The 22,193-nt window shown below is 59.4% G+C and carries 21 protein-coding genes; 13 read left to right on the top strand and 8 right to left on the bottom strand.

Translation table 11 applies throughout. The features are described 5' to 3' along the window. The first annotated feature begins 6 nt into the window (after positions 1-6). From GH659_RS08205 to GH659_RS08175, 7 genes are all read left to right on the top strand, one after another. Positions 7-1,377, top strand: coding sequence for a glycosyltransferase family 4 protein (locus GH659_RS08205; protein WP_153110919.1), 1,371 nt, complete (start codon positions 7-9; stop codon positions 1,375-1,377). Positions 1,378-1,586: 209 nt separating this feature from the next. Beyond that, positions 1,587-2,765 carry a glycosyltransferase family 4 protein gene (locus GH659_RS08200; protein WP_153110918.1) on the top strand — a complete coding sequence of 393 codons (1,179 nt, stop codon included), beginning with the start codon at positions 1,587-1,589 and terminating at the stop codon, positions 2,763-2,765. Positions 2,766-2,845: 80 nt separating this feature from the next. After that, positions 2,846-4,129: an ABC transporter ATP-binding protein gene (locus tag GH659_RS08195; RefSeq protein ID WP_153110917.1), complete on the top strand. Its 1,284-nt coding sequence runs from the start codon at positions 2,846-2,848 to the stop codon at positions 4,127-4,129. Positions 4,130-4,261: 132 nt separating this feature from the next. Continuing rightward, positions 4,262-9,034: an FkbM family methyltransferase gene (locus GH659_RS08190; protein ID WP_153110916.1), complete on the top strand. Its 4,773-nt coding sequence runs from the start codon at positions 4,262-4,264 to the stop codon at positions 9,032-9,034. 112 nt (positions 9,035-9,146) lie between these two features. Continuing rightward, complete coding sequence (locus GH659_RS08185; RefSeq protein WP_153110915.1) at positions 9,147-10,427, top strand: FecR family protein; 1,281 nt, start codon at positions 9,147-9,149, stop codon at positions 10,425-10,427. Continuing rightward, a complete protein-coding gene (locus GH659_RS08180; protein ID WP_153110914.1) occupies positions 10,415-12,268 on the top strand; it encodes a CHASE2 domain-containing protein in 1,854 nt (617 codons plus the stop codon). Before GH659_RS08185 ends, GH659_RS08180 begins: the two co-directional genes overlap by 13 nt. Positions 12,269-12,374: 106 nt before the next feature. Then, entirely contained in the window at positions 12,375-13,640 is a 1,266-nt protein-coding gene (locus GH659_RS08175) for a tetratricopeptide repeat protein (RefSeq protein ID WP_170285845.1), read from the top strand. Positions 13,641-13,673: 33 nt separating this feature from the next. On the opposite strand, the gene GH659_RS08170 is transcribed toward GH659_RS08175, so the two are convergent. Next, positions 13,674-14,765, bottom strand: a complete 1,092-nt coding sequence (locus GH659_RS08170) for an acyltransferase family protein (RefSeq protein WP_153110912.1) — start codon at positions 14,763-14,765, stop codon at positions 13,674-13,676. A gap of 93 nt (positions 14,766-14,858) precedes the next feature. Here GH659_RS08170 and GH659_RS08165 point away from each other — a divergent pair, with 93 nt between their 5' ends. Next, positions 14,859-15,605 carry a Crp/Fnr family transcriptional regulator gene (locus GH659_RS08165; protein WP_153110911.1) on the top strand — a complete coding sequence of 249 codons (747 nt, stop codon included), beginning with the start codon at positions 14,859-14,861 and terminating at the stop codon, positions 15,603-15,605. A gap of 125 nt (positions 15,606-15,730) precedes the next feature. On the opposite strand, the gene GH659_RS08160 is transcribed toward GH659_RS08165, so the two are convergent. From GH659_RS08160 to GH659_RS08145, 4 genes are read right to left on the bottom strand one after another with little or no spacing between them, the layout of a single operon-like run. Further along, positions 15,731-15,937, bottom strand: coding sequence for a type II toxin-antitoxin system RelE/ParE family toxin (locus GH659_RS08160; RefSeq protein WP_153110910.1), 207 nt, complete (start codon positions 15,935-15,937; stop codon positions 15,731-15,733). Beyond that, positions 15,937-16,113, bottom strand: a complete 177-nt coding sequence (locus GH659_RS08155) for a TA system antitoxin ParD family protein (RefSeq protein ID WP_153110909.1) — start codon at positions 16,111-16,113, stop codon at positions 15,937-15,939. The genes GH659_RS08160 and GH659_RS08155 overlap by 1 nt, the downstream gene beginning before the upstream one ends. A 57-nt stretch (positions 16,114-16,170) precedes the next feature. Then, the gene (locus GH659_RS08150; RefSeq protein ID WP_153110908.1) at positions 16,171-17,448 is read right to left on the bottom strand and encodes a type II toxin-antitoxin system HipA family toxin; all 1,278 of its coding nucleotides are present in this window, start codon (positions 17,446-17,448) and stop codon (positions 16,171-16,173) included. Further along, positions 17,445-17,675 carry a helix-turn-helix transcriptional regulator gene (locus tag GH659_RS08145; RefSeq protein WP_153110907.1) on the bottom strand — a complete coding sequence of 77 codons (231 nt, stop codon included), beginning with the start codon at positions 17,673-17,675 and terminating at the stop codon, positions 17,445-17,447. Before GH659_RS08145 ends, GH659_RS08150 begins: the two co-directional genes overlap by 4 nt. A gap of 228 nt (positions 17,676-17,903) precedes the next feature. Between GH659_RS08145 and GH659_RS08140 the strand changes: the two genes are divergently transcribed. Next, positions 17,904-18,344 carry a hypothetical protein gene (locus GH659_RS08140; RefSeq protein WP_153110906.1) on the top strand — a complete coding sequence of 147 codons (441 nt, stop codon included), beginning with the start codon at positions 17,904-17,906 and terminating at the stop codon, positions 18,342-18,344. Here the strand turns inward: GH659_RS08140 and GH659_RS08135 are convergent. After that, entirely contained in the window at positions 18,330-18,836 is a 507-nt protein-coding gene (locus GH659_RS08135; protein WP_153110905.1) for a GNAT family N-acetyltransferase, read from the bottom strand. The two genes, GH659_RS08140 and GH659_RS08135, sit on opposite strands and share 15 nt — an antisense overlap. Next, the gene (locus GH659_RS08130) at positions 18,833-19,111 is read right to left on the bottom strand and encodes a type II toxin-antitoxin system TacA family antitoxin (RefSeq protein ID WP_153110904.1); all 279 of its coding nucleotides are present in this window, start codon (positions 19,109-19,111) and stop codon (positions 18,833-18,835) included. Before GH659_RS08130 ends, GH659_RS08135 begins: the two co-directional genes overlap by 4 nt. 505 nt (positions 19,112-19,616) lie before the next feature. Between GH659_RS08130 and GH659_RS08125 the strand changes: the two genes are divergently transcribed. From GH659_RS08125 to GH659_RS08110, 4 genes are read left to right on the top strand one after another with little or no spacing between them, the layout of a single operon-like run. Then, entirely contained in the window at positions 19,617-19,898 is a 282-nt protein-coding gene (locus GH659_RS08125; RefSeq protein ID WP_153110903.1) for a hypothetical protein, read from the top strand. Further along, positions 19,885-20,205: a hypothetical protein gene (locus tag GH659_RS08120; protein WP_153110902.1), complete on the top strand. Its 321-nt coding sequence runs from the start codon at positions 19,885-19,887 to the stop codon at positions 20,203-20,205. Before GH659_RS08125 ends, GH659_RS08120 begins: the two co-directional genes overlap by 14 nt. After that, complete coding sequence (locus GH659_RS08115) at positions 20,192-20,395, top strand: hypothetical protein (RefSeq protein WP_153110901.1); 204 nt, start codon at positions 20,192-20,194, stop codon at positions 20,393-20,395. The genes GH659_RS08120 and GH659_RS08115 overlap by 14 nt, the downstream gene beginning before the upstream one ends. Before the next feature lie 7 nt (positions 20,396-20,402). Then, the gene (locus GH659_RS08110) at positions 20,403-21,287 is read left to right on the top strand and encodes a hypothetical protein (protein ID WP_153110900.1); all 885 of its coding nucleotides are present in this window, start codon (positions 20,403-20,405) and stop codon (positions 21,285-21,287) included. Positions 21,288-21,680: 393 nt separating this feature from the next. Here the strand turns inward: GH659_RS08110 and GH659_RS08105 are convergent, their stop codons facing one another. After that, positions 21,681-22,112, bottom strand: a complete 432-nt coding sequence (locus GH659_RS08105; protein ID WP_153110899.1) for a hypothetical protein — start codon at positions 22,110-22,112, stop codon at positions 21,681-21,683. Positions 22,113-22,193: the final 81 nt, after the last annotated feature.

Here is a 22,193-nt window from a genome sequence, read left to right as displayed (position 1 = left end):
GCTCGCATGAGAACACTTTATATTGATTGCTCTTACCTTGCAGAGCACGTAGGCCTTAATACAGGCATTCAACGCGTTGTACGCCGCGTCATTGAGAATCTTGAGGAACTTGCGCCCGGTGTGAATTTACGGATTCAACCCGTCAAAATCGGAAGCGGACAGTTTCAGCCACTCTCCATCGAAGAGCTTTATCCGCAAACACCGCCACCTCAACCCCCTTCTCCTGCCGAGGAAACAACGCCATTTATTTACAAGGCAGCCAACTACCTTCGATCAGTTTATATAGCATCTCGTGAGTTAGTAGCGGCAATATGCGGGCACCACCCGGCAGTTCGGCGTTTTCTGTTCAAACCACGCAATGAAATGGGCCTGGGTTATATCGTTGACAACCTGACCCTGCGTCCGATGCGCTATTTATTGAAACGCCGGGACAATTCCGGAACAACTGATAATTTCAGCCTTATCAAGACCAACGATATTTTATTGTTACTCGACTCTACGTGGTATTCAGAAATCTGGCCGAGCGTTGCCAAAGCCAGGCAAAAAGGAGTCAAGGTCGTAGCCGTCATCTACGACCTCATTCCCATTACGCACCCGCAGTTTTGCGACAACTTCCTGGCAACCGTATTCAAAAACTGGTTCCATGATTCGCTTGAACACGTCGACAAGTACATTGGAATCTCGCAAACAGTTCAGAAGGACTTGCACGCCTACATGCTCAAGGAATTTGGCGAGCAGATCAACGGAAAAGCATTCGATTTCTTTCATCTGGGCGCCGATTTCAAATACCGGATCGCCGACACCTCTCACGTCCGACAAGACGTCGTCGAAGTCATGGCACAGCGGCCCGCCTATTTAATCGTATCCACTGTCGAGCCACGTAAAAACCATGCTTATTTGCTGGATGCCTTCGACAGACTGTGGGAGCAAGGAAGCAACGTCAGTCTGGTTATTGTTGGCAGGACCGGATGGAAAGTTGAGCCCCTCATGGAGCGCATCAACCAGCACCCGGAGAACGGGAAGCACTTGCATTACTGGCATGATCTGAACGATGACGAATTATTCTATTGCTACCAACATGCCAAAATGCTGCTTTTCCCATCGATTGTCGAAGGTTTCGGACTCCCGATTGTCGAAGGACTGAGCAATCGCCTGCCAGTCATGGTCAGCGACACACCAATCCACCGGGAAGTCGGAGGTAATCGCGTCGGCTATTTTGATCTTGAATCACCGGACGACCTGTATAACAAGATCACAAAAATCGAAAAGGAAGGAATACCCGAGGAGTTACTCGTACCAGCCGACTACAAATGGCTCAACTGGCACGAAAGCACCGAACAGCTTCTCGAGAAGACACTACAGGACGCGGCAAACTAAAAACCGCACACCAGAAAACACGGCCTTATCCGCTCCACGGGCTAACACCCGTGTTGATCCGTTGATGATTTCTCGACCGGTTTGCTCAACGGTTCAACGGGGAACCAGACAGTGCTCTTCTTCCAGAAAGAAGAGCACTGTCTGGCTTACAAAGCAGAAAAGGCAAAGAATTTATCAAGGACTCGCCCAACACACCGGGAATACCCACTTTGACCGACGAATTTTCAGGCGCTCGGCAGATATTGGTCGACATATCGCAGATCGTACGGAACGATGCCAAAACGGGGATACAACGCGTCACCCGTAGCATCCTCCTCCATTTGTCGAAAAATCTTCTTCCCGGTTATACAACACGACCTGTATATGCCATGGAGGAAGAATGCGGCTATCGTTACGCGGACATCGGCCTTCCGCACCTTTCCCCCCGCCATGCCGAAGAGACCAACAAAGCCATCGAGGTCAATTCAGGTGATATTTTTATTGGACTCGACCTGCAACGCCAAGTAGTCATCGCACAAAAAAACTTCCTTCAGCATTTAAGGAAGACCGGAGTAAAAATTTATTTTGTCATATACGACCTGCTCCCGATACAAATCCCATGGGGATTCGTTGATGGAACGGCAGGAATGCACCAGCGCTGGCTGGAAGCCTTGGTCAATTTTGACGGCGCCCTCTGCATATCGAAATCTGTCGCGGACGAAATGAAAAACTGGCTACGCGAAAATTTTCCAACGCACGAGCAAGGCTTCAGAGTTGGCTGGTTCCACTTGGGTGCCGACATTGAAAACTCAATTCCCTCACACGGAATGCCAACGGACGCCGGAAATTTGCTCAACTCTCTGGCAGAGAAACCAAGTTTCCTGATGGTCGGAACCATTGAACCTCGCAAGGGATACAGACAGGTACTTTCGGCATTTGAACGCATGTGGGCAAAAAATATCGAATGCAACCTGGCAATCGTTGGCAAGGCCGGGTGGAAAGTTGACGACCTTCTTCAAACACTGCGCACCCACCCCCAACGGGGACATCGCCTATTCTGGCTCGATGGAATCAGCGACCAATTTCTTCAGAAAATCTATGCGGGAACAACCTGCCTTATCGCTGCTTCAGAGCATGAAGGCTTTGGTTTGCCGCTCATCGAGGCGGCCCGTCACAACCTCCCCATCATAGCCAGGGACATTCCTGTTTTCCGCGAAGTCACCGGCGATCACGCCTGGTTTTTCCAAGGAAAAGAACCTGAAGATATCGAGCGAGCCGTTTCCCGATGGTTACAAGTCCACGCCCGGGGCAAACACCCCCGCTCGGAAAAAATGATCACCATAAGCTGGGAAGAAAGCACCCGCCAGCTGCTGAACAACATCGACTGGCCAACGGGATATCAACACTGAAACCGACGATATCCGAACGGGGTATCCTGCCCCATCTACACCGCCAGACGCATAATTCATAGAAACGACACAACACTCCCATGGGCACCATTCGCGTAAACAATCTTGGCAAGGCTTACAAAAACTACCCCACCCCAAAGTCCAGACTTCTCGAATGGCTGGTACCGGGTAGCAAGCCAAGGCATAGCACTACCTGGATACTGCAAGACATCAACTTTGAAATCGCCGCAGGTGAAGCGGTTGGCATCCTCGGAATCAACGGAGCCGGCAAAAGCACCCTGCTCAAGATGATCTGCGGGACCACCCAGCCCACGACAGGAAGCGTCCAGTTGCAGGGCCGCGTGGCCGCCATGCTCGAACTCGGCATGGGCTTCCATCCGGACTTCACCGGCCGCCAAAACGTCTATATGGCAGGGCAACTGCTTGGCATGCAGGAAGCGGAAATCACCCGGCTCATGCCGGAAATAGAAGGATTTGCCGAAATTGGCACGTATATCGACCAATCCGTCCGCGTTTACTCCAGTGGCATGCAGGTTCGCTTGGCCTTCAGTATTGCAACCGCCATCCGTCCGGACATTCTCATCATCGACGAAGCCCTCTCCGTCGGAGACGCCTACTTCCAGCACAAGAGTTTCAACCGGATTCGCGAATATCGGCAAGCAGGCACCACCTTGCTGATCGTGTCGCACGACAAGGCCGCCATACAATCCATTTGCGACCGCGCCATCCTGCTCAACGCAGGAAGACTCGCCATGCAGGGCTCCCCCGAAGCGGTCGCCGACTACTACAACGCGCTGATTGCCGAACGGGAAAACTACAACGTCCAGCAAGACGAAGGCACCGATGGAAAAATTCAGACCATTTCGGGCACTGGCGAGGCCACGGTTACCGACATCGTACTCAAGAACGACAAAGGACACGTCGTCGAACTGATTGACGTTGCGCAGCCCGTAACGCTCGAAATCCGCGTACATGCCAATACCGACCTCCCCAGGCTGGTGCTTGGCTTCATGATCAAGGACCGCCTTGGACAGCCGGTGTTTGGCACCAACACCCACTACGTCGAACAGCCACTCCACGATGTTCGGGCAGGACAGGATATCTGCTACGCCATAAGCTTCGAGGCCAACTTTGGCGAAGGCAGCTATTCCGTCTCCACCGCCTTGGTCAGCACCGAAAATCACCTGCAAAACAACTACGAATGGCGAGACCTTGCCCTCGTTTTTAACGTCACCAACATCAGCAAACCACGCTTTGTCGGCACCAGCTGGATACCGGTAAAATTCGAAATCATTGAAAATCCGGCGAGTACCAACAAGGCCCCTGATCGTCGTTCCGTCGATGCAGATCCGCTGTCGCAGTGAATCCGGGCACATTGAACAGTTGTTACATCAACGGAAGCCGGCACCCGCTTCATTGACTTGGCCATCAGCCCCCGACAACGCCCAGACACCACCTCGCCACATCCGACAGGCAGGCCATAGCAGGAAAGTCCCATGAGATTCATCTCGTACGCACAAAACTATGAAGACGTAATGCTTTGGAGAGCGCTCGGCTACGTCGGCGCAGGCTTCTATATCGACGTCGGGGCCAATACCCCCGAAGGCGATTCGGTGACCAAAGCCTTCTACGACCGAGGCTGGCACGGCATCAACATCGAGCCGCTAGCCGAACACCATGCCGAACTCGAAGCGGCACGCCCGCGCGACCTCAACCTGCAAGTTGCCATAGGTGACAGCGAAGGCCAGGCAACGCTTTACGCCCCCGACATCCGCGGCTGGGCCACCGTCTCCACCGAGGTCGCCCAACGGCACGACCAGCAAGGCGTGCCCATGCGCACGACCACGGTGCCGGTGCAACGCCTTGACCGGATCTGCGAACAATACGCCCCACCCGACATCCACTTTCTCAAAATCGACGTAGAAGGTTACGAAGCGCAAGTCCTCGCCGGCATGGACTTTTCCCGCTTCCGTCCGTGGATTGTCGTCGTCGAAGCCATCAACCCACAACAGAACAACCAGAACAGCACAGCCTGGGATGCCCCGCTGCTGGATAACCGTTACCGACCCGTCTATTTCGATGGCCTGAACCGGTTCTATCTCGCCGAAGAACACAGCGCCCTGGCGCAAGCCTTCCAACTCCCGCCTAACGTGTTCGACGATTTTGTCAGACTCGAAACCGTGCACGCCCAACAGGCGCTGGCCGCAACCGAGCGCCGGCTCTCTGAAATTCAGGCGCAGAACGACGCAGCGCTGCGGGCCATGCACGCAGAAGCCGCCTCGATGCAGGCGCGCCTCGACGCAACGCAGTCCGAACTCGGAAGAACACAGTCCGAACTCGACGGAACGCGGTCTGAACTCGAAAGAACGCAGGCCGAACTCGAAAGAACGCGGTCTGAACTCGGAAAAAAACAGTCCGAACTCAACACCATTATCGGTAGCCGTTCCTGGAAACTTACTCGCCCATTGCGCTACGCACTTCGATACGCCCGGCGCATCAAAGCTTGCCTGCAATCACCGAGTACGCCCACCCCTCCAGAATGCCGCCCATCGGCGGAGCAGGCGGCGGATACCGAAGCGCAACAAGCCACACCTCTTCCTGCAGCAACAAACCAGACGGCCGAAGTCGCAACACCTGCTCTCACGCAGGAACCCATGCCACAACGCCCAGCACCTCAACCGTCAGACCTGAAGATTCCGGGGACTTCCATCCTCAGTGCGCTGGAGCCCCCTGAAACGAACCGGCTCGCCACGCACGGCGCACCACCTTCAATGCTCCCCATGTGGTATCGCCTGACCGGACACGCCGAAGGGCATTACAGCCTGGCTGTCGTCAATCGCGGCATCCTCGGCGCCCTTGCGCACGCACATCCGGACCACGTCAGCCTGCAACCGCGCGACGGCGACTGCACCACGCTCTCGGCCAACGCCCCCGCCTGGCTCGCCAGGCTTGCCGGACAAGCCATCCCGGCCGACGCAGAAGCCCTAGTCCACACCTGCTCGATCGTGCATCACTACCCACCGATCAGCGACCCGCAGCCGGCCAAATGGCGGCTCGCCCTGTTCTTCTGGGAAGAAACCCACGTTCCGGCCCACATCGTCGAACACTTTGAAACACACTTTGACGCCGTGCTGACCGCCAGCCAGTTCGTCAAACGCGCCTTGAGAAATTCCGGCTTCAGCAAACCCATCGTCGTCATCCCCATGGGCGTCGACCATCTGGCAAGCAACCCTGGCGCACCGCTGGCCCCGCTCCCCCGCGCCGACCGCTGCCGCTTCCTGCACGTCTCCTCCGTATTCCCCCGCAAAGGCCCGGACGTCCTGCTCAACGCCTGGCTCCGCCAATTCACCGCCGACGACGCGGTCGAGCTTTACATCAAGACATTTCCCAACCCCCACAACGACATTCGGCGTCAATGGGACGAACTCAGCGCCGGGCATCCGAACCCGCCGCACATCACCATCGACGAAACACCGCTCGACGCCGACCAGATGCGCGCCCTCTACCAAAGCGCACACGCCCTCGTCCTCCCGACGCGCGGCGAAGGCTTCAACCTGCCGGCCGCCGAAGCCCTCGCGCTCGGACTCCCGGTACTCGTCACCGGCCACGGTGCCCATACCGACTACTGCAACCAGCAAACGGCCACCCTGATTCCGTTCCGCTTTGCGCCTTCGGCCAGCCACCTCAGAACGCACGAATCCTGCTGGATCGAACCCGACGCCGAGAGTCTGGGCCGACAACTCAAGGAACTCCATCAGGAAATCCTCACCAACGCCCCCGCCCTCGAACGTCGTCGCCAGGCCGCACACGCCCATCTCTGGGCCAACTACACCTGGCAGCGCAGTGCGGAAGGAATTGCCCGCACCCTTGCCCTCCTCAACGAGCCGTCCGCGCCGACCCCGATCGCACTCCACCTGGTCAGCCCCTGGAATACGGCCTGCGGCATCGCCGAGTACGCGCGCGACCTCGTCAGCGCATGCGACGACGCCACATTCACCCTCCGCATCGCCTGCGACCGCCGGACAACCGAAAGTGGAGCCGACGGCAACCGCCACTACGCGCCCACCTGGACACTCGGCGATACCGACAGCGTCCGCCAGACACTGGAAAACATCGGACAACACAGCAATCCCGGCGACATCGTCCTGATCCAGCACCAGCCCAGCCTTTTCCGGCTCGAGACAGCGGTGTGCGAGCAGATGCAAACCCTCGCGCAGAGAGGCATGGCCGTCATTCTGGAAATACACGCCACCCGCCCGCTGCTCGATCACCAACGTCCACCGCAGCCGGCCATTGACGCGCTGCGCCGCATCGACCGCATCATCGTGCACAGCATCGAAGACCTGAACCACCTGCTCGCACTCGGTCTTGACAACAATCTCCTGCTGTTACCGCACGGTGTCGCGCCGCACGCACCGTCCCGGACCGTCAGCCGGAGCGCGCTCGGCCTCCCCGAAAACGCGCTGGTTGTCGCCACGTTCGGCTTCCTGCACCCGCACAAAGGAATCGACAGGCTGATTGCCAGCCTGCCCCTCATCAGCGCGCAGACCGGACAGGAAACCCACCTGCTGGCGATCACCGCACTCCCCGATCCGGAACGCACCGAACTCCTGCGCCAGTACCAGACACAAGCCAGCGAACTCGGCCTGGCCGATCGCCTGCACTGGCACACCGACTACCAGGAAATCGGACAAAGCATCGCCCAGCTTGCCTGTGCCGACTACATCCTGTTCCCGTATGGCCAAACGCAGGAAAGCGCCAGCGGCGCCGTCACCATTGGTCTGACCACGGGCAAACCCGTCATCGTCAGCGACCAGCCCATCTTTGCCGACCTCGCCGCCATCACGTGGCAAACCGCGCGCAACAGCGCCGCCGCCATCGCCGATGCCGTCGCCACCCTGCACCGCACACCGGCCCTCATCGAACAACTCCAGACAGCGCAAAACCAATGGCTCGATGAACGCAGCTGGCCGCGCACCTCCGCACGGCTGGCACGCACCCTGATCGGCTGCAGCCGTGACAAAGCGCTGCACCAGCACGACGCCCCACGCGTTGCGCCAACGCCGCCGCGCCATCGCCTGCTCGTCGACATTTCCGAACTGTACGCACGCGATGCCCGTACCGGCATCCAGCGCGTCGTTCGCAACATCCTGCAGCAATTGCAGCAACACCGGCTGCCGCACCTTGCCGGCTACCAGATCCTGCCCGTCTACGGCGTCCCCGGCCAAGGTTTCTGCCATACCCGACGCTTCGATCCGGCCGCGCCGCTTCCCGCGTCATTCCCCGAAGCGCTCCCGGCAGAAAACGCCGTCGTCGAGCCCGAGGCCGGCGACATCTTCCTCGGTCTCGACCTGAGCGCCCACCTGTTCCCCGAAGCCGAAGAATGGCTGAACAGCTACCGGCGTCACGGCGTCCGGGTTTACTACGTCATCTACGACATCATCCCGTTACGGCATCCCGAATGGACCATTCCAGGCATGCCGGAAGCCTTTGACCGCTGGCTGCGCGCCATTGCACGCCAATCGACTCGCCTGCTCTGCATCTCCAACACCGTGGCCAACGACGTGCGGGACTGGCTGCTCAGCCACGCCTCAGAAGAAGTCATCCCCGACATCACCCACTTCCCGCTCGGGGCCGACATTCTGGCCGAGACAACTGTCGGCGCCGCAGCAAAACCAGCCGCCCCAACCGCACTTCCCGCATGGTCGAAAGCCCCCGGCACGCCGATCTTCCTCAGCGTCAGCACCATCGAACCACGCAAAGGGCAAATGCAAATTCTTGCCGCCTTCGAAACCCTCTGGGCCGAAGGCCATGACGCCACCCTCATCCTGGTCGGCAAGGCCGGCTGGATGATGGATGAATTCATCGAGCGGCTGGAAAAACACCCGGAAAACGGACACCACCTCTTTTGGCTCCAGGGCATCAGCGACAGCGAACTCGAACTGATCTACAGCCGGGCAAGCGCCCTGATCGCCGCCTCCGAAGACGAAGGCTACGGACTCCCCCTGATCGAAGCCGCCCGCCATCACCTGCCGATCATCGCGCGCAACATCCCCGTTTTCCGGGAAGTCGCCGGTCCTCACGCCTTCTACTTCACCGGACACACCGCCCGTCATCTGGCCGAATCCGTAAAATTCTGGCAAGAACTTCAACGGCACGGGCAACACCCCTCGCCGGAAGGACTCCAATGGCATAGCTGGCAGCAAGCCGCGCAACAACTTCAGAACTGCCTGATGCCGGTGCACCTCGATCAACCCGACCTCTATTGACGGAAAAAACAACACCCACGCAGCCAGACCGGATTTCGAGCATCGTAACGCTTGTTCTACCGAAGACTATCGGGTATAGACAAAAGACACTGAATCAGAAAGGTTTTTCCCCATGAAGACCTGGCACCTGGCCATCGCACTCGCATCCCTGCTCCTGTCCGGCACCACAGCACTAGCCGGCCCGGCGGCCGGCAACATCCTTCTTTCAGCGGGTCCCGCCTGGCTCGAAGCCGACGGGAAGCGCATCCCGGCCACCCGAGGCCAGGAGATCGAAGCCGGGCAGAAACTCCTGACCGGCAATGGCGGCCACCTTCACGTCCGCATGAAGGATGGCGGGCTCGTCGCCATCCGCCCCAACTCCGAACTGGAAGTGCAAGTCTTCGAATACGACCCCGCCAATCCGACGGGAGGCAAAGTCCGCTATACACTCCGCCACGGCGTTGCCCGTTCGGTGACCGGGGCAATCGGCGAAGCCAACAAGGAAGCCTTCCGCTTCAACACCCCGGTGGCCGCCATCGGCGTGCGCGGCACCGATTTCGTCGCCTTTGCCGATGCCACCGCCACGCGCGTCAGCATCAAGAGCGGGGCCATCGTCGTCGCCGCACTTGGCGACGGCTGTGCCGCCGAAGGTTTCGGCGCCTGCCTCGACCGATCGATCACCCTGCGCGCCGGCGACAACACCGGCCACGTCGAGATCAACCACAACGACAAAACACCCCGGCTGCTGCAGGACAAGCACTATCAGATTCCGGATCGCGTATCACCGCCGCTGGCCAGCGAACCCGTAGCCGTCCTCCAGGAAAACAGTCGCACGGAAGCCGTCAGCGAAAAAACGAAGCAAATTGCGGCCATTACCGCGCCGACTACACCAACCGTAGCGCCCACGACACCAACTGACACCGGACTCAACGACGTCTACTGGGGCCGCTGGAAAGCCGACCTGGCGGGCGTCTCGGGAAGCACGGCAAGCGAACTGCTGGCTGCACAGAAAAAGATCCGCGTCGTTTCCAACCTGTTCGGACTTGGCGTCACCGAAATGCCATCACGCCTGCCGGACAACTGGAAAGCCCAATTCAACCTGACCGGAGGCGATGCCTACGTTCTCTCTGGCGGCGTCTACTCCGCAGCCACACTGGGCAGTGGCACGCTAACCATCGACACAGCGGCCAGAGCCTTTTCCGCGAATGCCAGCGTAACCGAAGGACTGAATACGCATGCCATCAACGCGGCAGGTACTGTCAACACATCGGGCTACTTGCTGTCCGATGCCACGCGCTCCAACAGCACCTTCACCGGCGTAGTCCATGCCAACCTCAACACCGTAGGCAGCGTCTTCACGCGAAGTCTGGACGATGGACGCGCGCTGACCGGGACCATGGTTTGGCATCGCTAGCGAGCGTTGACCGGAGGCGCGCCAATCGGCCATTTGCACTCATACTGGCCTGCCTGATAGCAGCCCTGCTAGGGATTACGCCGTTTGCCAAGCAGCTAGAGCAAACCCTGTCGGACTGGCGCATTCGCAACATCGGCCGCGCAGACGACGCGACCCCGATCACCATCATCGCCATCGACGACGAAGCCATCGACCTGCTCGGCCCGTGGCCTTGGCCGCGCAGCCGGATGGCCCAGCTCATCGACCTCCTTTTCGAGCGTTACGCGCCAGCCGCCGTCGGACTCGACATGATCTTCCCCCCCGGCGCACCGGCCAATGAAGACGCCGCCCTTAACCGTGCCCTCGCCAACCGGCCTATCGTCACCGGCCAACTCTTCACTCACGACCCTGTCGAACGGGGCGCCCCACGCTACAACGCCATTCCGCCCAGCACTCACCTCCCCCATTTTCAGGGCATCCTCGCCAACAGCCGGCCACTGACAAATGCCCAGGCCGGTCACATCAACGCCCTTTTCGACAGTGACGGCAAAATGCGTCGACTCTGGCCCGCCGCCTGCACCGAAAAGGGATGCAGCACCGCCCTCTCCGTCAGCCTGTTCGCCAACCTTACCGGCACCCAACAGTGGACGCTTGAACCGGGAAATTTCGGACAACCGCCTTGGCGCCTCACCCCCGCAAACGCCCCCGAACTCGCCCTGCCACTGAACGACGACCAGACCGCCATCATCCCTTGGCGCGGCACCTCACCGCATCGCTACCTGTCGGCCGCCGCCCTCTGGAACGGCAGCATCGCCCCGGAAACCCTGCACAACCACATCCTCCTGATTGGTGCCACGGCCCCCGCGCTCGGTGACCGCGTCAACACCCCGGTCAGCCCCAATCTGCCCGGCGTCGAAACACACGCCCGTCTGCTCAGCGCTTGGCTGAGCGGCAAATCGCCCACACCGGTCGCCGGACAAAACACGATCCTTGCCATACTTTTGCTACTGCAAACACTCGTTCTTTTCGCGTGCAAGCAAACCCCCGTCCGCCTTGCCGCCACCGGCCTGGCGCTCGCCCTGCTGGCGACAGGCGGCAATCTGTGGCTCTACCGACAGCATGCCATTCATCTACCGCTCGCCACGCCGCTCGCCTACCCACTCCTTTTTTCCCCCGCCCTGATCCTCGCCGCCTTCATCAATGAACGGCGCTGGATTCTCGCCCGGATCGGCCATTACCTGCCCGCCCCGCTCGTCGCCCATTTACAGCGGCACGGCGGCCAGATTGCCGAAGAAACGCGCTGGACCACCGTCCTCTACGCCGACATCATCGGCTCCACGCAAGCCTCCCGGCAAATGAGCGCCGCGCAACACGCCCACTGGAGCAACCAGGCCGTCGACCTCGTCGCTCAGGAAGTCACCGAACGCCAGGGCATCATCGACAACATCGCCGGAGATGGCCTCATGGTTTACTGGCGCGACGGCACACCGGCTGAGCAAGCGCGCCACGCCCTCGAAGCCACCCTTGCCATTCGGGACGGACTGACGCGCATCAATGCCACACGCCCCCCCGATCAGCCGGAACTTCTCATGGGCATCGGCCTCCATGCCGGCCCGTTGCTTGCCGGCAACTTCGGCCACGCCCGACAGCGCTACACCATCCTCGGCGAAGTCGCCAACATCGCCTTCCGCATCGAGCGGCAAACGCGCCAGCAACCCGCCCGCCAACTCATCAGCGGCGACGTCGCCCGGCACGCGCACAGCATTCCCCTTTGCCGCATCGGCGCCTTCGCGCCAGACAATGCGGGCGCCCCCATCGAACTGTACACCTTCGCGGCACTCCCGCCCGGCGCCTCCCAATGAACCCAGCGCCCTGCAACGCCGATGCTTCACAACAAATAGCGCGCCGGAAGATCAAAACAATGTTTTCGGGATAAACTCCCGTCCCAGCACAAAAACATCGTACTCAATGCCTGTTCCGCCACGTTTACGACTCACGCTCAGCCTGGCCCTGATGCTCCTCTGCCTTGGCAGCCGGGCTGCACACTCCCAGAGCTGGCGCGACTGGATCGAACAAACCCACCGACTGCCCCCCGCCGCCGCACTCGAACGTCTGGAAAACGCCCCCGAATCCTTCCGGCAACTCGCTGACTACTACTACTGGCGCGGCCACTACACAAAGCAGACGGGAGGGAGTACCGAAGCCGCCAACGAGTTGTTCGAACACGCCCTGATGCTCGACCCGGACCACGCCGGCGCGTGGTACGACCTCGGCATTGGCTTATGCAAGGCCGGCGACCTCGACAGCTGCAAGACCCTGCTGTTGTCAGCCAAGGAACGCTTCGGCGCACCACCCATCGCACCGGAATCTCTGCCCGCCTTCATCGCCAGCGGCGAAATCCGCACCCGGCTAGGCTACAGCAACAACCTCAATGCCGGCAGCCAGACCGCCGCCCTCGGCCTCTGGCTCGACGGCCAGCGCATCCTGCTCCCGCTCGCCAATGCCAGCCGCGCCCAGGCCTCCGGATTCATCGACACCACCATCGACCTCCAGGCCATCCCTACCTTTGCGCCACGCTGGAGCCTCGCACTGACGGCCTACGGACGCCATCCTTTCCAGCACCGCGACATTCTTGGAAACTACCACCTGTTCGCGTTTGAGAGCGGCTACGCCGTCACCGCGCAACAACGCACCGGCGTCCAGACCTACCGCATGGAAGACAGCCAGCAGGGATCGCTCGCCGCCCACAACCTGTGGTGGCAATACATTCACACCGCCAGCGCCACGCAAAGCCGGATCACCGCCGAACGGCGCATTCCCGACGGCACCGCCCCGTCCTACACGTCCCTTCGCGCCGAGACCGTCACCCCGTTATGGAACACCGTCATCGGACGCATCGCGCTCGAATACGACCTGCCCGAAAATGACCGGCCGGGCCACAGCCAGCAGCGCGAAACCATCTCCTTCACCCTGCCGCTGCGCATCGCCGGAGACGGCCAGCTCAACCTCACCGGACGCTGGCAATACACCCACGACAGCGACGCCTACAGCCCCCTCTTCGGCAACGAACGCCGCACCTCCCGGCTCTGGGAAGCACGCCTCGCCGGACGCTGGCCACTGAATCCCCGGCTCGACCTGCTGCTTGACGCCGGCTACTCCAGCCAGCGCAGCAACATCAAACTCTTCGACATCGACGAAGGCAGCGTCATTCTCGGCCTCGGCGCCCGCTTCTAGCTCCGCACGCTCCTGGCGGGCAAGCAAGCGCACCTACCCGCCATCGACGTATCGCTTGCGTAATCCCAGAAACGGCTGCTCGATCGTTGTATAGCTGAGGCGCGATATCCACCACGTCAGCATCGCGGTCAACATGAACACCGCCGCCGTATCAATGGCGCGAATCCCCGACAACGACGGAATCTTCACAAAACGCTCGACGATGAAAATCACCACCGCGTGCCAGAGATAGAGTGAAAAACTGATCTCCCCGCCGCGCTCGAACCACAAATTCAGCCAGCGCGGCAACGAACCCCGCCAGCCAAGATAACTCACCACGACGAGCGACCAGCCCACCGCCTCAATCGTCGGCCACAACACCCACCACCGATTCTTGGGCGCCTCCACCAAAAAGCTCGCCCAATGCCCTTGGGCCTCCACCAGCAAGAACATCAATGCCAGCGCCGCAAGCGGCACGATCCCCGGCAGGCGCCGGGCGCTCACCCGCCCCGAAAACAACTGCGCCACCCACATACCAATCAAAAACTGATCAAACCGGCCGAGCAAAGTCGAATAAAACATCAGATTCGAACGCTCCGCGACCAAATAACCACCCACCTTGAACACCAGCAACAACCCGATCAGGCGCGGCAGGTAGCTCACCCCCTGCTCCATCGCAAAACGCACCAGAAACGGGAAAACCAGATAAAACGTAAACTCCACCGAAATCGTCCACGCCGCCCCCGTTATGAAATGGCTCGACGTCGGCGCCGTCAGCCCGAGGTTCGTCGCGAAAAAGTACAGCAAATGATCCGGCTGGAACTTGTCCCGCGTCAGCGACAACGCGATCATGAAAATGAACGTGAATAGCGGAAAAATCCGTAACACCCGGTTGTACAGGAAGCGGCCGTAATGAATCGGCCCATCCGCCGACAGCCCGATCGTCATGAACAGATAGCCCGACAAAACGAAAAACAGCGAAACGCCGGTATAGCCATCGACCATCATCGCCGTGCCATTCATCACCGGATTCGCCTGCCAATGGCCGAAAAAGTGGTGATACCAATGAAAGACGAACACGATCGCCGCCGCCAGAAAGCGCAAATGATCGAGGCGCGGCACATATTGGAGATTGTTCGAACGCATGCGAAACGGCTTTCACGAATCGGGCGGCACAGTTTACCCGAAGCCATGAAGAGAACGTTCGCCCGTAACCTCCCGACACCGCCGCCGTGACATATGTCACAAAAAATGCCCGCCGGCAGCCGCCTGTGGCACAATTTCCGCATGAGTAATGGAATCGAACCGCGCGCGCTAGCCCGTTTCCCGCTCTGGAACGGACTCCCGAACGACCTCCTGCAACGGATCGCCGACGTCTGCCAGATCGTCACCGTCAACAGCGGCCAGACACTGATCAACACCAACAGCCCCTCCCGCGGCGTATTTTTCCTCGCCAGCGGCCTGTTGCGCATCTGGCGACTCACCGAAACGGGTCAGGAAGTCCTGCTCGGCCTCGTCCTGCCGGGCGGCATGTTCGGCGAACGCTCCATCATCGACGACGCGCCCCACAGCGCCAACGTCACCTCGCTCGAAAACAGCGTCCTGCTGCGCCTTCCCCCGGAAGAAGCCGCTCAGCTGTTTTTCCACGAACCGCAGATCGCCCATCGGCTGATGCGCCACCTCTCGGCGCTCATCAGCGCCAGCAACGCCCAGCGCGAAGCCCTCACCCGCTCCGATGCCACCGGGCGGTTATGGCTCATCTTGCGCAACCTCGCCAAACCTGAACCCGGCAATGGTCTTGCCCGCGTCGAACCGCTGCCGACGCAGGGCGCGCTCGCCCAGATGAGCGGACTCGCCCGCGAAACCGTCTCGCGGCTGATCAACACCTGGGTCAAGGAAGGACGCATCGAGCGCGGGCAAAACTGGGTTGTGCTGCGCATCCAGCAAGGGCCGAAAAGCAGCGCACCGGACGCAATTGCCGATTAGCACGCCAGCCAATCACGCCGAGCCCCTTTTCGTTTTTCCGCAAATTGCCGTTTTTCGCGCCGCAAAGCTGCGCGCCTGCAACCAGTGTCCCGCGAGAAAATCAGCGCCGCCCACCGCGTGCCCGTTCAGTTCTCCAGGCGCTTCAGGTCGCGGTAGAAGTTTTCATGAGGACCGACCGTCAGGAGCTTGAGGCTGCCCTCCTCCAGAAGCCGGTAAAAAAGCAGGCAGAGTTGATGCACCATCCGGAACTTGTAAACGTAGGGATCGGCTTTCTGCGGCCGGTGTAACTTCTTGACAGCCCGCTCGAAGGTTGGGGTAACAAGAATACGCATCAGCCGAACTGATACTCACCGACCGCCTCTTCACTGTCCGCGATCAGGATATCCCGAATCATGGCAAAGGGCAGGTCAGGGTTCTCTTCGGCAATCTTGCCGATACTTGACCAATACTCGATCTGCTTGGGCACCGAACGATGCCCAACGGCGGCATCGCGCTTGGCTTGATCCACTTTTCCTGCCGAATTTGCTCAAGCGTTTGAGCACACCCCACATCCCGAGCAATGCCTTCATTCATCGCCGCCAGGTCCTGCGGCTTCAAGCCGCTTGCAGGTCAGTTGGCAACGCCGCTCGATGAGATCAACGATCTTGCTGAGTATGTCGTGATCCAGGCCCCGGGTGACGAACGATGAACGCAGGGCGGCGGCTTCGAGGGGTAACTGGCGCGCGATGGCCAGAACCCGCTTTTTGACCTGCGCTGGAGACAGTCCTGCCGCCTGCGCAAACTGTTCCCAATGCCGCGCCTGGAGTTCGGTGAACTTGTATTTGCTGCCGATCTTCATCGCCATCTTGTCCGTGAGATTGGCGTACACCGCTGTCGACAAGGCATCGTACAGCGGTGCTAGTGCCGCGCCGCGCTCGGTGTAGATCAGGGAGAAGTTCTTGGCGTGTGCATCGTGGTTGCCGATCAGGGCGTTGAAAATCACGTAGTCCAGCAAGCCCAAAATGTGCGGAGCGCTGGGGCGTGTTGCTTTGCGCACCAGTTCGAAGCATTGGGCCAGATCTGGACCGCCCTCGTTCTGGTACTTGTATTCCGGTGCGACGCCCAGTGCCTGGCAGAAGTCTTCCTGATGCAGCCGCCGCAAGGCACCGTCGGGTTGGCGGACGCGGTCATAGCGATCCACCAGCAAATACTCGCGATCAGCCACCCGGTGAATGACTGCACTGGCGGTAGACAGCTTTATCTGTGCAGCCAGGGCCAGGCAGAATCCTTCGTTGAACACGCTGCCTTCGACAGCCGAAATCACCGGCTTGAGGATGTGAGAGCTTGGGGTGTTCTGCAGAGGCAAACCCAAGCGCCCATCAGCAAAGATCACCGGCAACTTGTCCTGAGCGCCGGCCAGGGACAGCCGCAACCCCTCGTCACCCGCCAGCATCGGGCGGCGCGGCAGTTCATCCAGAATGGCGACCAGTTCTGCCTCGTCCAGCCAGCGCACCACTGGCGCGGACTGGATGACGTCGGGTTGTTGGCCAGTTTCCAGCAGGCTGACCGCACCAGCGCATTCGCCACCAATCCCGTCTAGCAGTGCAAAATCATTCTGGCGCGAGACGTGTAGTGTTTGGGCGATCAGCTTGCGCTTGTCGCCTTCTGGCAGCAGACCGGCAAAGAAGGGGCGCGTGGCCTTGTCGTCAAAAGCCTCTGCCTGTAAGGGGAGGTGGTGTGACAGTGGACGTGTGTTGGCAGATTGCAGCCATTCGGGTAAGTAGCTGAAGCTCAGCCGGCCATCGACTTGAGCCAGCTGTCCGACGTGTTGCCCCAGCAGCCAGACTTCCAGGACTCGGCTCATTTCTGGCTCTCCTCCAGCCCTGCCAGGCTCAGCGTTGCCCCCAGCGCCTGTAGGACTCGCAAGACGTTCTCCAACCGGACGGTGGGTTTGCCTGCTTCCAGATCAACAATGAACCGTACGCCAACGCCTGCTGCTAGCGCCAATTGGGGTTGGGTCAGTCCCAGTGCTTTGCGGGCGCGTCGCACTGCGTCGCCCAGATGTTGTGGAGTTTCGATTAATGTAGGCATACCAGTTTCCCGTTCGGGAAATTATGCCGACTGCCGGAGGGATTTTCAAGAAAATTAACTGATCGGGAAATTATGTGCTCATTCCTGTAGGCAATCCGGAAAAATTCCCGTTCAGGTAAGTGTTGCGGGCCAGCCCGGTAGAGCACGACAAATTGACACAACGCCCTCCCGCCCCGACCTCCGGCGCTCCCGGTCTCGGGGCTTTTTCTCGTTCTGAAAGGAGCTGCCATGCGCATTCTGCGTGCCCCCCGAATTGACCCGAGGTATCGAAGATATCAGCCTCCGGACTTCGACCTCGACCGTCGCCTCTGGCGGATTCCCTTGGCGAAAAGCGGCAAGGCGCGCCATGTCCCGCTGTCGGATCGCGCCGTGGAAATCCTCACGGAGTTGCCGCGCTGGGACGGGTGTCCGTATGTCCTGCCGAACCCGCACACGAAGAAGCCGTTCGTGTCGGTCTTCTATGCATGGGATACGGCACGTCGGCGGGCCGGAATGCCCGAACTCCGAATGCATGACCTGCGCCAGGACCTGCGCCAGGACACCCACACTGTTTTTCAGGTTGTGACGAGGCTTTGGCAAGATAGAGCCGCCCTCGCCGCCGAGCCCAGCACGGGCAGCGACGGTTTCCTTGAAGTCCCGCGCCGATGTCATCATTCACCCCGCCAGTAACGCCTTGAGATCCTTGAGCATCAGGAACAGGTGGTAGGGATCGGTCGGGCTTGGCTCGAACTCCCAGGACTCATACCACTGCCGCGCCGAATCATCCTTGGCATGAACCAGCAGGCAACGAATGCCCGCAATGTCAGCAGCCTGTGCGGTGCGCAGCAGCGCGTCCTTGAGCAGCGCTTTGCCCAAGCCCTTTCCCTGGTGATCACGATCTACAGCCAGTCGTGCCAGGATCATGACCGGCACCGGATGCCGGGCCAACCCCTTCATGACGCGCACTGGGGCGTCCTCCGGATCAACGCTACCTACCGCCAGACTGTAGAAGCCAACCACTTCGCCGTGCAGGCAACACACGTAGGTCTGGGCGCTGTTGGCTTTCTGGTTGACGAGCGCATAGCGCTGCAGGAACTGGCTGAGTGCCGGTTGACCGCAATCGAAGCCTTCCGTCGAATCCGCAGGCGCGAGCTTGCGGACCGGTTCATACGCAGCACTCAACCCAGAACCCCGGGGTCACTGAGCAGTTTCTTCAGGCGCGGCTTGGCTTGCACGGGTCGATCCAGCGCTTGCTGAAACGCCTGCCACTGGTCATCGTTCAGCACGAAATGGCGACGATCTGCCAACGCCTGGTTGGCCGCGATCACTCCGGCGTCCAGCAGGAATTCGCTGACGTTTTTGTGGCAAGAACGCGCGGCTTCCTGCAGCAGCTGCTTGACAGAGCTGCTGGCGCGGACATCGATCCGTTCGGTTTTGGAGAGGTTCAAGGTGCTCATGGCAACCCCCATGTTCTGAAACTTCCCTCATCATAGCGTCCGGACGATGTCCCGACAAGTCAAGCGGGCGGCGCGCAATCGGCTCGTGCCGTCAAAAGGCATCAGCGGTTGTTGAGGCAATTCCGCAAGATGCGCTTCATGGCGCAGGGCGAGCAACGACCTGACGCTGGCGGGTGGTGCCTTGTTTGGCGCCACCTCGCGGCGCGAGCGGCGCGGCGGGGCGCTTTCGGTCTCCGGCTTGCAAACAAGGTTGTAAACAAGAAAACAAGGTGGGCGTCCTTTTGTTTCGTCTTTTCTTTTGTTTCGTCTTTTGTTTCGGATCACAGCCACCAGAAACTCCGCCCATTGGCGGATTTAAGCCACAGCGTTTCAGCGTCCAAGCCAGCGCATCACTTGGGAAATTCGCAAATTTGCGGATTTGGCAATCCTCGTGCTGCTACAACTTGCCTTGAATTAGTGCCGCACCAAATTTATAATATCGTGCATACCATCAAGGAGCCTTATCATGGCCATCACGGCACACTCTCCCACCGTCAAGGTTGTCGGCACCAACGGCCAAATTTCGCTGGGCAAGCAATACGCGGGTCGCCAGGTGCTGGTGGAAGAGTACGAGCCTGGCGTCTGGCTGGTGCGCACTGCCACCGTCGTTCCCGACAACGAGCGCTGGCTGCACGAGCCTCAAGCAGCGGCCGATCTGCAAACGGCCATGGCCTGGTCCGTGGCCAATGTGGCATCGGATGCCGATACCGAAGACACGCTCAAGCGCCTGGGCCATGGCGAGCAGTGACGCCAAGGTCAGGCTCGACCTGAACAACCCGGTGTTTCAGGACAACCTGCTTACGCTGCAAAAGACCGAGCGCCACGCAGCTCTGGATACGCTCCACAAAATTCGCCAGCTGACTTGGAACCAGCTGTACCGCGACCCGGGCCTGAAGTGGGAGAAGATCACCAGCGTCAGGCCACCCCAGGGCATCGATGCGATCTACTCTCTGCGCATCACCCAGGCACGCCGGGCGACTGCGTACCGCGACGGGGATTTCATCCGACTGCTCACCATCGCGCCTGATCACGATGCCACCTATGGCAGGAAATGAGCTGCAGCACTGGTGCTCATCCGAGCAACCCGGCATCACCCTGCGCGAGATGAAGCACAGCTACCCGGGTGGCAATCGCGTGCTATCGCTACTGGTGCTGGAGTCTGCGGCGCCGAGGAGCTTCGCTGGCAGGGGGTGGGAGGATGAGGAAACCGAGGACAGCTACGACCGGTTTATTGGTGAACGGTGAGGCTTGAATGATCAACAACGCGATCAAGCACAACTTTTCGCGGCAGGAATACGTAGGTGAGCTTACAGGATGCTCAGCCTATTTCCCGTCCTCTGGAAAGGCAAACTCAGCGCGAGCAATGCTTCATGGATGCGATGTACTCTTATTCAAGCTGTCGGAGAGAGAAGGGGCTGTTGATGCAATCATCACGATTCCTGATGACTTTTCATCGATACACTACTTCCGCAACCAAGCCACTACAGATGGCATAACCAAAGATGCCCATCTCACCTATCATGGCCGCCCGAAGCGGAAGAAAATGACGGGCGAAATCCACCTGGTGAACGATGGTCAAAATCGATTCTCCGGCCAGTCCAACCGAGTAGCTGCGCCACTTTCAATCAGCAGCGACATTAAGACGCACCCTCTACCAATATGCCGAATAGAACTCAACCTTCGGGCCGGAAAAGTTCAGCCGAGAAATAGTATTTCTAACGTCTTTGAACTTCACCTGGGAAATGTATTTTTCAACACCATCGAAGTTTATCTAGCTCAAGCCGGTTTTTTGCACTCAATTGCGTCCTGTACCCCTTCAGTACGAAATGTCTTGGGGTCAATTTTCGTCTTCACTGACATGCAGTCTTTCTATGCCGATACTCTGTGTCGGCGCGCAGGTCTTTACCCTCAAGCTCTGGCGTTGCAAACAAAAAACTACGAGCTTGTAATCCTTGCCACGCACGAGTACAAAAACACCTCCTACAAAGAAAATACGCTGCGATATTTTCACACAAAAGATTACTTTAAGAACTTGGTATCGCGATCCTGCGCAGCGACTGAGCAAGGTTGGTTTGTAGACCAAAAGTCACATGCAGCTCCCAAACCGGGATTTACAAGTTTGAAAACCTTCCTTTGACTGTGGCTTGATCGGGTGGCTGGTTAACTTGGAGACAAGGGCGTACCGACATGTGTATCCTCGGGGGGAGCCCGACTACGTCTCAAAGTCCCGATGGAATGATATGCAGGCTACGGCATGGGAAATTGGAACGTCTTACAGGGACTTTCTAATCAGCCTCCAACAGGAACATGCTGCTCGCACTGGACTACCACCCAAGACAAGAAAGAGGCAATGAGCACGTGAGGCCAAGCCCAGCAATCCACACGGCCGATGCACGAAAAGCCGCGCAGGCCGGTTAGGTCCACGCTCCTGAGTGTCCGCTTTCCAGGAGCGACTACGGCAGCTACAGGCCTCACCCCACCACGACCACCTCCACCGCCTCCCGTAGCCTCACCAAAAGCATTGAAGCCTTCAGCGAAACTGCAGGAACGTTGGCAGCGAGCCCAACCCGAACCTAACCGTCTCCATCGGCACATCTTCCATCCGTGCAAAAAGGGTGCGGCCAGAATCATCTGGATAATCAATCCAGACGTCGTAGTGCGAGTGAGGACGAGCTTTTGCTGCCCGTGCATATGCAGCCTTGAAGTTGAGCTCGTAAAGATCACCGGGTACCGGCGTGGGCACCATGCGCACTATGACAGGCTTGCTTCTGCGCTTTCCGCCGAGCTCGGGAAGACCGGTGTGCTCGCGTAGCTGATCAAGCTCAAAGCGCAGATAGTCGGCAGAACGAGGATCCAGACCACCGGCGATCACTGCAGATGCAACCTCCTGAGCAACAACGAGTGTCAACGGCGATTCAAAACTGATACAGATTTTTGTTGGGCAGCGATTCAAAACTGACACACCCCGGACACTTCATTTGCGCTGATCGCGTTGCCGAGAGGGAGGGGCGAAGGCCCGACCGGAAGGCGGCGCGATCAGCGC

The sequence above is a fragment of the Propionivibrio limicola genome (assembly GCF_009469695.1).
In the GTDB taxonomy this organism is placed as follows: Bacteria; Pseudomonadota; Gammaproteobacteria; order Burkholderiales; family Rhodocyclaceae; genus Propionivibrio; species Propionivibrio limicola.
This window is presented reverse-complemented; position numbering and strand designations above follow the sequence as displayed.